Origin of the sequence: Roseomonas aerilata DSM 19363, assembly GCF_000711725.1 — a bacterium.
Lineage (GTDB): Bacteria > Pseudomonadota > Alphaproteobacteria > Acetobacterales > Acetobacteraceae > Roseomonas > Roseomonas aerilata.
The window spans coordinates 15469-29013 of the sequence record NZ_JONP01000014.1; the positions used below are offsets into that span (position 1 = coordinate 15469).

15 protein-coding genes are annotated in these 13545 nt (G+C 70.4%); 7 read left to right on the forward strand and 8 right to left on the reverse strand.

What is annotated here, in order from left to right:
• The first annotated feature begins 30 nt into the window (after positions 1 to 30).
• Positions 31 to 258 (forward strand): hypothetical protein, encoded by a 228-nt coding sequence (locus BO39_RS32645; RefSeq protein WP_156963723.1) that lies wholly within the window; start codon positions 31 to 33, stop codon positions 256 to 258.
• Positions 259 to 343: 85 nt separating this feature from the next.
• Positions 344 to 526 carry a hypothetical protein gene (locus tag BO39_RS16670; protein WP_043835434.1) on the forward strand — a complete coding sequence of 61 codons (183 nt, stop codon included), beginning with the start codon at positions 344 to 346 and terminating at the stop codon, positions 524 to 526.
• 8 nt (positions 527 to 534) lie between these two features.
• On the opposite strand, the gene BO39_RS16675 is transcribed toward BO39_RS16670, so the two are convergent.
• Positions 535 to 1503 (reverse strand): Bug family tripartite tricarboxylate transporter substrate binding protein, encoded by a 969-nt coding sequence (locus BO39_RS16675; RefSeq protein WP_043835436.1) that lies wholly within the window; start codon positions 1501 to 1503, stop codon positions 535 to 537.
• Between the two features lie 137 nt (positions 1504 to 1640).
• On the opposite strand from BO39_RS16675, the gene BO39_RS16680 reads away from it, so the two are divergent.
• Both BO39_RS16680 and BO39_RS16685 read left to right on the forward strand, forming a co-directional pair.
• Positions 1641 to 2504 (forward strand): carbon-nitrogen hydrolase family protein, encoded by an 864-nt coding sequence (locus BO39_RS16680; protein ID WP_043835438.1) that lies wholly within the window; start codon positions 1641 to 1643, stop codon positions 2502 to 2504.
• The gene (locus BO39_RS16685; protein ID WP_084698185.1) at positions 2501 to 3328 is read left to right on the forward strand and encodes an NAD kinase; all 828 of its coding nucleotides are present in this window, start codon (positions 2501 to 2503) and stop codon (positions 3326 to 3328) included. The genes BO39_RS16680 and BO39_RS16685 overlap by 4 nt, the downstream gene beginning before the upstream one ends.
• A 37-nt stretch (positions 3329 to 3365) precedes the next feature.
• Here BO39_RS16685 and BO39_RS30050 read toward each other — a convergent pair whose 3' ends face one another.
• A complete protein-coding gene (locus BO39_RS30050) occupies positions 3366 to 5063 on the reverse strand; it encodes a methyl-accepting chemotaxis protein (protein WP_084698186.1) in 1698 nt (565 codons plus the stop codon).
• A gap of 107 nt (positions 5064 to 5170) precedes the next feature.
• On the reverse strand, positions 5171 to 6163 hold the full coding sequence (locus BO39_RS16695) for an alpha/beta fold hydrolase (protein ID WP_342666327.1): 993 nt from the start codon (positions 6161 to 6163) through the stop codon (positions 5171 to 5173).
• A 61-nt stretch (positions 6164 to 6224) separates the two neighbouring features.
• On the opposite strand from BO39_RS16695, the gene BO39_RS16700 reads away from it, so the two are divergent.
• A complete protein-coding gene (locus BO39_RS16700) occupies positions 6225 to 7211 on the forward strand; it encodes a Bug family tripartite tricarboxylate transporter substrate binding protein (protein WP_043835440.1) in 987 nt (328 codons plus the stop codon).
• A 16-nt stretch (positions 7212 to 7227) separates the two neighbouring features.
• On the forward strand, positions 7228 to 8142 hold the full coding sequence (locus tag BO39_RS30055; RefSeq protein WP_052402212.1) for an NAD-dependent epimerase/dehydratase family protein: 915 nt from the start codon (positions 7228 to 7230) through the stop codon (positions 8140 to 8142).
• Positions 8143 to 8205: 63 nt separating this feature from the next.
• Here the strand turns inward: BO39_RS30055 and BO39_RS16710 are convergent, their stop codons facing one another.
• The 3 genes from BO39_RS16710 to trxB form a co-directional block, all read right to left on the reverse strand.
• On the reverse strand, positions 8206 to 8580 hold the full coding sequence (locus BO39_RS16710) for a DUF6481 family protein (RefSeq protein WP_043835443.1): 375 nt from the start codon (positions 8578 to 8580) through the stop codon (positions 8206 to 8208).
• Between the two features lie 377 nt (positions 8581 to 8957).
• A complete protein-coding gene (locus tag BO39_RS16715) occupies positions 8958 to 9845 on the reverse strand; it encodes a LysR family transcriptional regulator (protein ID WP_043835446.1) in 888 nt (295 codons plus the stop codon).
• Positions 9845 to 10834 carry a thioredoxin-disulfide reductase gene (trxB, locus tag BO39_RS16720; RefSeq protein WP_043835448.1) on the reverse strand — a complete coding sequence of 330 codons (990 nt, stop codon included), beginning with the start codon at positions 10832 to 10834 and terminating at the stop codon, positions 9845 to 9847. The genes BO39_RS16715 and trxB overlap by 1 nt, the downstream gene beginning before the upstream one ends.
• Before the next feature lie 198 nt (positions 10835 to 11032).
• Here trxB and BO39_RS16725 point away from each other — a divergent pair, with 198 nt between their 5' ends.
• On the forward strand, positions 11033 to 11539 hold the full coding sequence (locus BO39_RS16725) for an Lrp/AsnC family transcriptional regulator (protein WP_052402214.1): 507 nt from the start codon (positions 11033 to 11035) through the stop codon (positions 11537 to 11539).
• 57 nt (positions 11540 to 11596) lie between these two features.
• Here the strand turns inward: BO39_RS16725 and BO39_RS16730 are convergent, their stop codons facing one another.
• The gene (locus tag BO39_RS16730; RefSeq protein WP_043835650.1) at positions 11597 to 12793 is read right to left on the reverse strand and encodes a threonine ammonia-lyase; all 1197 of its coding nucleotides are present in this window, start codon (positions 12791 to 12793) and stop codon (positions 11597 to 11599) included.
• 97 nt (positions 12794 to 12890) lie between these two features.
• Positions 12891 to 13364 carry a transcription elongation factor GreA gene (gene greA / locus BO39_RS16735; protein ID WP_084698189.1) on the reverse strand — a complete coding sequence of 158 codons (474 nt, stop codon included), beginning with the start codon at positions 13362 to 13364 and terminating at the stop codon, positions 12891 to 12893.
• Positions 13365 to 13545: the final 181 nt, after the last annotated feature.

Sequence of the window (13545 nt, forward strand, 5' to 3'; positions counted from 1 at the left end):
CTCCGTGCCCCCGAACCGGGCAGGCTCAGCGTGGCTGAGGACCGGTACGTCTTTGGCTGGACCTGCGACGGCGGCGAATGCGCGGAGGCTGGCCTCTTTCTCGGCTATGACACGCGCACGGAGCGCCTCTACCTGCTCCTCCTCGACGAGGGCGTGGCGAGCCTCACCGTGCCCACCCGCCGCTCGCCCTGGCCGGTGCCGATGGCTGAGGCAGTTCTGGCCATGAAGCCGGATTTACAGCACTTCCACTCGGAGTGAATGAAAGAGCGGGCCGGGTACCGCCCCGCAACGCCCGCCTATTCTGGCCGTTCCCTTCATGAATCCTAGAAGGAAACCCACCGCGATGGTGCGCTGGACAATTGGCCTTGCCGTGCTCTTTGCCCTGCTGGCACTCCTCGCGCGGGTGCTGCAGTTTGGCTTTTCGCTCGCCCTACTGGCTGTGGCTGGCGTTGCCCTGGTGGTGGCGATCGTCGCGGGCTTGGGTGCCAAGGCGACCTCCGGCAGCCCGCCTGACCGCACGCCCTGAGCCCGCGTTCATTCCGCGCGGATGCCGGCCTCGCGCACCAGCGTAGCCATCGACTCGCGTCCCTCACGCACGAAGCGGGCAAAGTCGGCGGGGGAGGAGCCCACGGGAAGGGCGACGATCTGATCCAGGCGCGCCCGCACCTCAGGATCCGCGAGGGCGCCGGAGACCGCTTCGTGCAGCCGGGTCGCGACGGCCATCGGCGTTGCGGCGGGCGCAAAGAGTGCGCACCACTCGGCGATGGTCAGGCCCGGCAGCCCGGCTTCCGCGAAGGTCGGCACATCGGGCCGCGAGGGTAGTCGCGTCTCCGTCGCCACAGCCAGGATCCTTGCCCGTCCGGAGTCGGCGATCGGCCCCGCTGAAAGCGCGGTGATGAAGGTGCCGTCCAGCACGCCCGCCGCCAGGTCGCGTGCCGCGTCCGCGCCGCCACGATAGGGCGCATGGGTTAGCTCGATCCCTGCCAGCCGTTGCAACTGCGCCAGCGCCAGGTGCCCCGCCGTCGCATTCCCCTGCGTGCCGATATTCAGCGCGCCGGGCCGCGCCTTGGCGAGGGCGATGAACTCCCCGAGGTTGCGGGCGGGGCTCTCCGACTTCACTGCCAGCACCTGCGGGAAGGTAGTGGCCAGCGTCACTGGGAGGAAGGCGGTTGCGTAGTCGAAGGAGAGGCCCTTGAGCAGGCTCGGGTTCACAATGTGCGAGGAGGCGTCCCAGAGCAGCGTGTGCCCGTCCGGCGCGGCCTGGGCCACTGCCGCGCCACCGTTGGAGCCGCTGCCGCCCGTGCGGTTCTCCACCACCACGCTGACGCCGAGCCGCTCTCCCATCTTCGGAGCCAGAACGCGCGCCGCACTGTCCGCCGCACCTCCGGCCGCGAAGGCCACGATCAGGCGGATGGGCCGGGTGGGATAGGCTGCCTGCGCCCGGGCCAGCCCCGGCAGGGCAAGCCCCGCTGCAACTCCCGCCAGCGCCCGACGATGCAACATGGAAAGTCCTCCTTCGCCCCTCCCACGGATGGAGGCCGCGCCGGGCGCCCTCGTCAAGTGCTGCGGCCTGCCCTTGCCGGGGCGCGCCCGCGCGCGCTTCATGCGGACCACCACGGATTTGGCCACCGGAGCCCCGAATGCGCGTCAGCGTCGTGCAGATGAATCCCGGCGCCGACAAGGCCGCCAACATCGCCCAGGCCGAGCGCCTCGCCGCCGCCGCGATCGAGGCCGATCGGCCCGACGTCATCGCGCTGCCGGAGATGTGGACCTGTCTGGGCGGAGACCGCGCCACGAAGCTTGCCGCCGCCGAACTCCTCCCCGAGCCCGGCTCGAATGCTCCGGGTGGGGAGGTCTACGAGGTGTTGCGCGCCATGGCGGTCGCCAACCGCATCCACGTCCATGGCGGCAGCATCGGCGAGCGCGTGGGCGACCGGCTGCGCAACACGAGCCTTCTCTTTGCGCCCGATGGTCGCGAGGTTGCCCGCTACAGCAAGCTCCACCTCTTCGACATTACCGCCCCTGACGGCACCGGCTACCGCGAGAGCAGCACCTACGACGCTGGCAGCGCCATCGTCACCGCCAGGGCCGGCGACACGCAATGTGGCCTGGCCATCTGCTACGACGTGCGCTTCCCCGAGCTCTTCCTCTCCCTCCGTCAGGCAGGCGCCGAGCTGATCTTCCTGCCCGCGGCCTTCACCCTGCAGACCGGGAAGGACCACTGGGAGGTGCTGATCCGCGCCCGCGCCATCGAGACACAGTGCTGGATAGCGGCCCCTGCCACCTGGGGCCAGCATATGGAGCCCAAAGGGCCCCGCTATACCTATGGCCACTCCCTCGTCTGCGATCCCTGGGGGCATGTCGTCGCCCGCTGCTCGGACGGCACCGGCTGGGCGACCGCACGGATTGATCGGGCGCTCACCGCCCGTGTCCGCGCCGACATGCCCGTGCTCGAGCACCGGCGCCTGCCGCTCGAAACCCAGCGGCCCCCCTCCGCGGCATGACGGCCGCTCTTCTCGGGGGCACCCCTGATCCGGACGCTCCGCGCGAACTTCCAGCCGACCTTCGTGGCCGCATCACCTTCCACGCCGCCGCCACCCCGGAGGCGGCCACCGCCTACTCGCGGCTCGCTGCGCTCTACGGGGACGCCCCCGTGGAAGAAGCCGTGGTCATTGTCGCCCTAGGTGGGGACGGCGCCATGCTGGAGACCCAGCACCGGTTCCTTGGCCGCAACCTGCCTGTCTATGGCATGAACCGCGGCAGTGTTGGGTTCCTGATGAATCCCTACCGGGAGGAATGTCTGCCGGAGCGCCTGCGTGCCGCCCAGGCCGCGTTCCTCCAGCCGCTGCGCATGCGGACGACCAATGCTGATGGTGACACCGCGGAGGCGCTGGCGATTAACGAGGTCTCCCTGCTCCGCGAAACCCGCCAGGCCGCCAAGATCCGCATCCTCGTGGACGGCAAGGTCCGCCTGCCGGAGCTGATCTGCGACGGCATCCTTGTCTCCACCCCCGCCGGCAGCACGGCCTACAACCTCTCGGCACACGGGCCAATCATCCCGCTCGGGACGAACCTGCTGGCGATGACGCCCATCTCCGCCTTCCGCCCGCGGCGGTGGCGCGGCGCCCTCCTGCCGGGCAACGCCTCCGTTACCTTCGAGATCCTGGAGGCGGAGAAGCGCCCCGTGGCCGCGGTGGCCGACTACACGGAGGTCCGCGACATCCGCCGGGTGGAGATCTGCGAGAGCACGAGCCACCGGCTGACGATGCTTTTCGACCCGGACCAGGGATTGCCGGAACGCATTCTGGCCGAGCAGTTCACTGTCTGAAACGGGCTGCCCGGATCAACCCGGGCAGCCCACCCGTTCAGGCGGCCTTCCGCAGGCGGTCCACCAGCGCACCGATTTCTGTGCGTAGTGCCTCGCCACTTTCGGCCATCTCGTCGCTCGTGCGCTGCAAGCCGACGACGGCGAGGCGCGAATCCTCGGCGGCACCAGCGATCTCACTCATCGTCCGGTCCGCCGCGGAAGCTCCCTGTGCCGCACCCGCCACACTGCGGGCGATCTCCTGCGTTGCGGCGTGCTGCTGCTCCACGGCTGCGGCGATGCTCCCGGCAATGGTGGAAAGCGTATCGATGGTGCCGCCGATGCCCTGGATCGCTTCAACCGCCGCCGTGGTCGAGGCCTGCATCCCGGTGATCTGCGCCCCGATCTCCTCGGTCGCCTTGGACGTCTGGGTGGCGAGGCTCTTCACCTCGCTCGCGACCACGGCAAAGCCACGCCCGGCCTCCCCGGCCCTTGCTGCCTCGATCGTGGCGTTGAGCGCGAGAAGGTTCGTCTGCCCGGCGATGTCGTTGATCAGCCGCACGACGTCGCCGATCCGCGCCGCACCCTCGGCCAAGCCGCGCACCGTGGCATCGGTCGCCCGCGCCTGGGCTACGGCCTGCCCGGCGACAGCCGCGGCCTCTGAGACTCGCCGGGCGATCTCCTGGACGGAGGAGGCCATCTCCTCGGCAGCCGCGGCGACGGTTCCGGTGCTCTGCGCGGTCTCCCTTGCACTGACCGTCCCGTCGGCCGCGCGCTCCGCTGTGCTGACCGCAAGCCCCGTCAGCGCCGCCGCCCCCTCGCGAACGGCTGCCGCCGAGGACTGAACGCGGTGCGCGATAGCCTCGAGACCGCGCTGAACGTCATCGGCAAGCGCCAGCGTCGCCTGCCGCTCCCGCGCCGCCGCCTGCTCGTTCCGCGCGGCGGCCTCGGCCTCGGCCTGACGGGCGCGCCCGACGACGTTCTGCATCGCCGAGATGGCGCGGGCGAGCACCCCGATCTGGTCGCGGCGCGTGCTGGCGGCCTGGGTATGTGCGTCGATCGTGGTGTTCCCCTCGGCGACCCCCTGAACAGCCGCGGCCAGATGCCCGATCGGCCGCAGCGACTTGGCGATGATCAGCCACAGGGCCAGCCCGCCCAGCACCAGCGCGCCGCCGCCGGTGATCCCGGCGCGCAGGCGCATGCCGGCCAACGTGGCGTCGATCTGATCGAGCGTCGCGCCATGGGCGGCCATCCCCAGCACCCGCCCCTGGGCGTCCTTCAGCGGAACGAAGCGGGAGATGCGCGGCACGCCGTTCAGCGCGAAGCGCTGGATCAGCGGCTCGCCGCGGCGCAGAACCATCTCCAGCACCGCCGGCTCGGTGACCTTCGTGTTCAGCACGCGCGGCGCGACGGCACCGCTGACCGCCACCCGCACGTCCTTGTGCATAATCGCCGCCGAGTTGCCACTGGCCCTCTCCAGCAACTCCACGCCCTCGCTCCAGCCGTTCAGGCGGTGCTGCCCGGCATAAAGCCCGTCGGCACGCTCCTCCAGCGGGCCGAGTTCCTTGATCCGCTCCACCAGCATGTTCAGGCGCGATTCCACGCCCAGCAGGAGTTGCGCCGTGAGCTCGGCCTCGGCCTTCTGCAGCAGCAGCCAGTTGCTGCCGCCCAGGGCAAGGGAGAGCAGCAGCAGCGCTCCCCCGATCAGGCGCGCGCTGAGCGGCACGCGGTCGAGAAGGCGGGATAAAGTTCTGCGCATTGGGAGGTCCGGAAAGCCGAGGGGATCCGCACCGTCCCATGCAAACGTGAAAGCTTCGTGTCACCCGGCGGGTGGAACGGCCTTCTGGCCGATCCTCGCAAATGGCTTCAGCCGAGAAAGCTGTCCAACGCCGCCAGCACCTCCTCCGGCGCTTCCTCGGCCAGGTAGTGCCCGCTGTTCACCGGGCCGCCGGCGATCGTTCCGTCCGCGAAGTCGCGCCAGAGCTTCAGCGGCTCGTACCACTGGCCGATCCGCCCCTTCGCACCCCAGAGAACGAGCATCGGGCATCCCACCCGCACCCCCGTCGTGCGCGATGCCCGATCGTGCTCCAGGTCGATCCCCGTCGCCGCACGATAGTCCTCGCAGATGGATTCGACGGTGCCGTCCAGGTGCAGGGCCGCGATGTAGTCGGCCCGCGCCTCCGGGTGGAAGAAGCCGTCGTCCTTCGGCTCGCGCGAGGTCTGCAGGCGGAACCAGTCCTCCACATCCCGGCGGATCATCCGCTCGGGCAGGGGGTGCTTCTGCGCGAGGAAGAACCAGTGCCAGTAACCGAGCGCGAAGCCCATGTCCGTGCGCTCGAAATGCGCGAGGGTCGGCACGATGTCCATCACGCAGAGCCGCTCGACCCGCGCCGCGTGATCCAGCGCCAGGCGGTGAGCCACCCGCGCGCCCCGGTCATGGGCGACGACGCCGAAGCGCTCATGCCCCAGCCCCTCCATCAGCGCCGCCATGTCCGCCGCCATCACCCGCTTCGAGAAGGCGGCGCTGTCCGTGGAGATCGGCGGCTTGCCGCTGAAGCCGTAGCCGCGCAGGTCCGGGCAGATCACCTCGAAGCGCCTTGCGAGAATCGGCGCCACCCGGTGCCACATCGCGTGGGTCTGCGGGTTACCGTGCAGCAGCAGCAGCGGCGGGCCCTCGCCTCCGCGCCGCAGTCGCAGCGACACCCCGTTCGCCTCGCGGGTCTCCTGCGTGAAGCCCTCGAAAATCATGCCGTCTCCCCAAGCACCCATGGCGCCGGCCATGACGGCGGCGCGGAACGAGCGCCTATCCTGGCCCGCCCGCGACGAGCCGTCAGCCCGTTCCCCTGCATCGCGATCCATGCCATCGCTCACCCCAACCGCCGCGCCCGGCGCGGCCCGCGAGAAGGGAAGGGGCCTCTCCATGAGCATCCGCATCACCCGCCGCCATGCGCTCGCCCTGCCCGCCGCGCTCACGGCCGGCACGGCGGCGCGCGCGCAGGCCCCCTGGAGCCCGGGGCGCCCGGTGACGCTCGTGGTGCCCTATCCGGCCGGTGGCCCTACCGACGTGCTCGCCCGCCTCGTCGCCGGCGAGCTGGCGAGGGACCTGAACTCCCCGGTCGTGGTGGAGAACATCGCCGGCGGTGGCGGCGCCATCGGCAGCCGTCGCGTCGCCATCGGCCCGGCGGACGGCACCTCCATCATGCTTGCCTCGAACCAGACCCACGCCACCAACATCTCCCTTCTTCCGGATGGTGGCGGCTACGATCCGGTGCGCGACTTCGCGCCCATCGCGGGGATGGCAGACCTGCAGCATATCCTCGTCGTCCGCCCGGACCTGCCGGTGGGAAGCGTGGCGGAACTGCTTGCCCTCGCGCGCGCCGAGCCGGGCAAGCTCACCTGCGCTTCCACCGGTCAGGGGTCCGCCTCCCACCTCACGCTCGAGCTGTTCCGGACGCAGACCGGCGTGGACATGGTGCATGTCCCCTATCGCGGCTCCTCGCCGATGCTGAACGACCTGCTGGGCGGGCATGTGCAGCTCTCCTTTGCCACCACTCCCACGGTCCTGACCCAGGTGCAGTCGGGCAAGCTCCGCGCCCTCGCCGTTGCCTCGCCCAACCGTTCCCCGCACCTGCCGAACCTGCCCACCCTGGCCGAGGCCGGCGTGCAGGGCGTCGAGGCCGACGCCTGGTTCGCGCTCTTCGCCCCCGCCGCGGTGCCGCCCGCCGCGCTCGCCAGGCTCCGTGAACTGACGCTCGCGGCCATGGAGCGCGAGCCCGTGCGCGCCCGCACCACTGAGGTCGGGATGACCGTCCATGTCCGCCCCGCCGAGGCCATGGCGTCCTTCCTGCGCGAGGACATCGCCCGCTGGGCCGAGGTCATCCGCACCGCGAACGTGAAGCCAGAATAGGGCGGGCCACGCCGGGATGCGCGTCCTCGTCACCGGGGCGGCCGGCTTCCTCGGCGCCCGCCTCGCAGCCGCCTTCGCTGCCGACCCGCGAGTGACCGCCGTAATGGGTCTAGACCGGGTGCCCGCCGCCGGTCCGCCCTCCGGATTCATCACCGCCGAGATGGCCGATTTCGAGCGCGCTGCCCCGATCGCCGACCTCGTGCTCCACGCGGCCGCCATCACAAGCCAGGCCAGCGAGGCCGATCCGGAGGCCGCCCATGCCGTCAACATCGACGGCACCCGCGCCCTGCTCCGTTGGGCCCGCGCGCAACCGAGCCCGCCCCACATTCTCTACCTCTCAAGTGTCGCCGTGCTGGGCCATGGGGAGCCGGTGGCGACGGAGGACGCCCCGCCGGCCCCGCGCTCCACCTACGGCACCACCAAGCTTGTTGCGGAGGCCCTTCTCCAGGACGCCACCCGTCGCGGGGAGGCCGATGCGGTCATTCTCCGCCTGCCCGTGACCATCATCCGCACCGCCACTCGCATCGCTCCGCCCGGCGCCGGCTTTGTCTCGGACCTGATCGACTCCGCCCTGCACGGGCGCCCCTTCACCGCGCCCCTGCCGCCGGACCGCGCCATTCCCGTCGCCTCGGTGAAGGCGGTCACCGCCCTGGCCCTTCGGGCGGCGCTTGAACCTGTGCCCGCCCGGCTGCTGCACGTCCCGTCAATTAGCGCTTCCGCCGACCTGGTCCGGTCGGCTCTTTTGGCCCTCGGCTTTCCGACAAAGGGCATCGGCTGCGCTCCCGATCCGGCCATCCTGCGCCTTGTCGCCGGCTGGCCCGCCCGCCTCGGCACCCTTTATCCCGGCTTCTCCGCGGGCGTCGCGGATACAGGCCTCGAACCCATCATCCGCGCCTACGCCGCCCAGATCGGCCTCGACGAGCGGTCATGAAAATGCCGCCGGCTCCGTTCGGAACCGGCGGCTGACGGCCGCACTGGAAGGGATCAGAGGGCCCTACCGCCCCCGTGCCCGCGCCTTGCGGGCCGCGTAGCGCCGGTCGCGCTCCGCCTTGGCCTCGATCAGGGCGAGCCGCGCCTGCTCTGCAGCCTCGGCCGCCTCCCGGGCCAACTCCGCCTGGCGGGCCTCCTCCTCGGCGATAAGGCGCAGGCGCTCCGCCTCCTGGCGCGCCTTCTCCTCCTCCTTCAGGCGCCGGCGCTCCGCCTCGCGAACCTCGCGCGCCTCGATAATCCGCCGGCGCTCCTCCTGTCGGGCGAGCACGGTCGGGTCATCCGCCGCCGGCCGCGCCTTGAAGCGCTCCAGCAGGGCCTTCTTGGCCTCCGTAGAATTCTTGCTGCGGTCGCTGAACTCTGTGCCCTTGAGGGTTCGCATCGTCGCTCTCTGCTGTGGGATCCCGCGGCTGGTGCTTGGACAGGATAACCGTGTCGGAATGGCCGCGTTGCGGGATGCGCGTCAGGTGGCATCACCCGGCGGAAAAAGAAAGCCTGTTGCCGCAGCTTGCAGCCATGTCCCCGCGGGTGGGCAAGCTCCTCGCTGGCGGCACTTTCCAATCCACTGGTGGAAAAGATGGCCGCCAATCCCAGGGATTGGCGGCCAAGTCAAACAGGGAGGCTTCACGTCTAGGAGACGCGGGATCCAGAAGGACCCGTTCGGGTCAATCACCGAACAACCCGAGGCTAATTCCAGCGCCGTCATGCCCGACGCGCAAAGACCCGTTGCCAGGCATGCGCATTCTGCATCGAGCTTCGCTACGTCCCCGCCAGTTCCGCCACCAGGAAGTCCCGGAACACCGCCACGCGCTTGGAATTTCGCATCTCCTCCGGATAGACGAAGAAGGCTTCGATCTTCGGCGCCTTCATCTCCGTCAGCACGGGCACGAGTTCCGCCAGGTCCTCCCCCATGTAATCGGGAAGTGCGGCCAGCCCGAGCCCGGACCGGACGGCCCGCAGCATGGCGGTCAGTGAATTGACCTCCACCACGGCGCGACGTGGCGAACCCGGCCGGCGCCCGGCTTCGGCCAGCCAGTTGATGTCGTCCACTGGGGGCCGGTAGTCGCCGTAGATGATCAGCCTATGCGCATCCAAGTCCTCCGCCCGGGCCGGCATCCCCGCGCTGCGCAGGTATTCCGGCGATCCCACCACCTTCCAGCCGAAGGTCGCGATGTGCCGCTGGATCAGGTCCGGCTGCCTTGGGGGGTGCATGCGAATCGCGAGATCGGCCTCGCGCATCGCCAGGTCCAGTTCGGTGTCGTCCAGCAGCAGCGTGACGGTCACCTCTGGGTGCAGCTTGAGGAACTTCTCGAGGCGCGGCGCCAGCCAGGTGGAGCCGAAGCCGGTCGTGGTCGTCACCTTCAGCCGGCCCGCCGCCCTCTCCCGGCTCTCCGTCAGCAGCGCCTCGGTCATGGCAAGCTTGGCGAAGACCTCGCGCACCGTCTTGTTCAGCGTCTCGCCTTGCTCCGTCAGGATCAGGCCGCGAGCGTGACGGTGGAAGAGCGGCACCGCGAGGCTCTCCTCCAACGCCTGGATCTGCCGTGAAACTGCCGATTGGCTGAGATTCAGCGTGTCCCCCGCATGGGTGAAGGACCCCGCCTCCGCCACCGCGTGGAAGACCCGCAGCTTGTCCCAATCGAGCGGCATCAGGCGTCCACCGCGTCATAGGCGGCAGGGGAGGGGGCGTCGTCGGGCATATGCGCTAGCCACTTCTCGGCATCGAGCGCCGCCATGCAGCCGCTTCCTGCCGCGGTTACCGCCTGGCGATAGATGCGATCCTGCACGTCGCCCGCAGCGAAGACGCCTGGCACGCTCGTCCGCGCCGAACCCTTCTCCGTCACAATGTAGCCGTCCTCATCCGTCTCCAGCTGCCCGCGGAACAGGGCGGTGGCGGGGTCGTGCCCGATGGCCACGAACATGCCGTGCACCGGCAATTCGAAATGCCCGCCGCCCACCACGTCGCGCAGCTTCAGGGCCCGCAGGGCCGGGAAGCGGTCCTCCGTCGCCAGCGCCGCCTCCACGGTGGTGTTCCAGAGGATCGAGATCTTCGGATGGTTGAACAGCCGCTCCTGCATGATCCGCTCCGCCCGCAGGCTGTCCCGTCGGTGGATGAGCGTCACCTTGGAAGCGAGGCCGGCAAGATAGAGCGCCTCCTCCACGGCGGAATTGCCGCCGCCGATGACCGCCACCTCCTTGCCTCGGAAGAAGAAGCCGTCGCAGGTCGCGCAGGCGGAGACGCCGAAGCCGGACAACTCCTTCTCACCCTGAATCCCGAGCCAGCGAGCCTGCGCACCGGTCGCGATGACCATGGCGGAGGCTTCGTAGTGGTCTCCCGAGTCCCCGACCGCGCGGAAGGGGCGTGCCCCCAGGGCGACTTCCGTCACGACGTCTCCAATGATGCGGGTGCCCACATGCTCCGCCTGGGCGCGCATCTGGTCCATCAGCCAGGGACCTTGCACGGCCGCCGCAAAGCCGGGGTAGTTCTCCACATCCGTGGTGATGGTCAGCTGCCCGCCCGGCTGCAGCCCGGCGACCAGGATCGGCTCCAGCCCGGCGCGCGCCGCGTAAATGGCCGCGGTATAGCCCGCAGGGCCGGCGCCAAGGATGAGGAGTCGCGTGCGGTGGGTCTCGGCCACGTGAATGTCCCGGATGCAATGCAGAGTCGCGGCCGCACCATATCGGTGCGCGTCCCGTGTTGCACCACCCCAGGACCAGCCAAGGAGCCAAGCGCCCTTGAAGCCCTCCCCCCGGACGGGGGATAGTCGCCCCTGTGAAGCACCCGGGCCACACGGCCCGCAACCCAGCCCTCAGAAGCGGTCCCCGTCAGCAGCCCCATGTCGGCCCCGAGAGAAGCACCGCCCTTGAGAGAACTCGGCCCCGCCAGCCTCGACGCGACCGACCGCGAGATCCTCCGTGAGCTGCAGGCCGATGGCCGGATGACCAACGTGGCCCTTGCCGCCCGCGTCGGCCTCTCCGCGCCTCCCTGCCTCCGCCGCGTCCGCCGCCTGGAGGAAACGGGCATCATCCGCGGCTACCACGCGGACGTGGAGCCCGCCGCCCTCGGTTGGGAGATCACCTTCTTTGCGATCGTCGGCCTCGAGAGCCAGAAGCTTCCGGTGCTGGAAGCCTTCGAGGCCATGGTCCGCGAATGGCCCGAGGTGCGGGAGTGCCATATGATCCGCGGCGGTGGCGACTTCCTGCTGCGGCTCGTCGCCCGCAACCCCGCGCACGAGAACGAGCTCACCAACCGCCTGACCGGCGCGCCGACGGTCATGCTCGTTCGCACCCTCCAAACGATCCGTACTTCCAAGGACGAAGCTGGGGTGCCGGTGGAGGGCTGACACCGACGCCATTCCGCGGGGCATCGCGGCGGGCGGGCGCTTTTCCGCCCGGCGCGGCTATCCCCGGCGGACCACGTAGTCCCCGGCCTCCAATGCTGCGACGATCGCCGCGCCCTGCACGGAGTCCCGAACCTCCACCATCAACTCCAGTTCCGCCGTCTGCACGGAGGGGGCGGCGAAGAGGCGCTGGTGACTCACCTCGATCACGTTGCCCCCTGCCGCCGCGACCCGGGTGGAGATGTCGGCAAGGACGCCCGGCCGGTCCGGGATCTCAAGGTGCAGCCGGAGGAAGCGCCCGTCCCGCAGGAGGTTCCGCAGCAGCACGTTGGCGAGGATGCGCGGGTCGATGTTGCCGCCGCAGACCGTGGTCGCTACGCGCTTGCCCGCGAAGAGGGCAGGAAAAGCCAGTACCGCCGCCAGCCCCACGGCCCCAGCGCCCTCGGCCGTCACCTTGGCGTTCTCCGCCAGCACGGCGATGGCCTGCTCCACCACGGCCTCGGGCACCACCAGCACCTCGATGCCCATGTCCCGCAACATGGCGAAGGGCAACTCGCCCACATCGCGGACGGCGATGCCTTCGCAAACCGTGGGGCCGCCGACCGAGACGGGCTGCCCCGCCAGGCGCTGCGCCATGGCAGGATAGCCCTGGACCTCCACGCCATAGATCTTGAGTCCCGGCCGCGCCTCGGCGACGGCGGCGGCGCAGCCCGCCAGCAGCCCGCCCCCACCCACCGGCAGGATCAGCGCGTCCAACTCGCCGGCGTCCTCCAGGATTTCCAGCGCCATGGTCCCCTGGCCGGCGATGACCGCGGGGTCGTCATAGGGATGGACGAAGACCAGTCCCTCGCGCAGCGCCAGCTCATGGGCATGGGCCGCGGCCTCGGCCAGCGTCTCCCCGTGAAGCACCACATTGGCGCCCCAGCCCTCGGTCCGCACCACCTTCGTTGCCGGCGTGAAGCGGGGCATGACGATGGTCGCGGTTACCCCGCGCAGCGCGGCGTGCCGCGCGACGGCCTGGGCGTGGTTGCCGGCGGACATGGCGATCACCCCCGCCGCCCGTTCCCGCGCGGACAGCAGAGCCAGCCTGTTGGCCGCGCCGCGCTCCTTGAAGGCCCCGGTCGCCTGAAGGTTGTCGAGCTTCAGCAGCACCTCGGCGCCCGCGATCCGGCGGATCGCCTGCGGCTCCACCAGCGGCGTCCGCAGCACCGCGCCCCTGATCCGCTCTGCCGCCGCCTGCACGTCGGCCAGCGTCACCGCGGCGGGCGTGATCCCGGCCGGGGCCACCGGGCCAGGCGCCACGGTGTTCGGCGAGGAGGGGGCCACCCCCCGCGCGAGGGACACGCGCCCGCCCCTAGCTGTAGGAGACGGCGGTGATCTCGACGGAGCGGGCCCCGCCCGGGGCCGGCACCTCGACGCTGTCCCCGACCTTCCGCCCGATCAGGGCGCGGGCGAGGGGGGAGGAGATGGAGATCGACCCATTCTTCATGTCGGCCTCGTAGGCGCCGATGATCCGGTAGGTCTTCTCCTCCTCCGTCTCCTCGTCGACGATGGTGACCTTCGCGCCGAAGCGCACCTGATCTCCCGTGAGCCGCGAGACGTCGATCACCTCCACCGAGGGGATGACGGTCTCTAGGTCCGCAATCCGGCCCTCGATGAAGGACTGCTTCTCACGGGCCGCGTGGTACTCGGCATTCTCCGAGAGGTCGCCATGCGCGCGAGCCTCCGCGATCGCCCGGATCACGGCCGGCCGCTCCTCCGCACGCAGGACACGGAGTTCATCCTCGAGGCGCGCGAGCCCCTCGGCGGTCATTGGGAACTTCTGCACGGGCGGTAATCCCCCCAATTGCGGCACGGACTCACGAGAGCCACCCGGCGCGCCCGCGAAGAGCACCGGATGGCCGAAGATGCGGCCGCCGCGCGACCCCTGGGCAAGGCCCGGAGATGCGCGGCGGGAAAAACGCTTTGGGGCGGGCGCCGGCCTTCCCAATCATGGGAAATAACCGGTC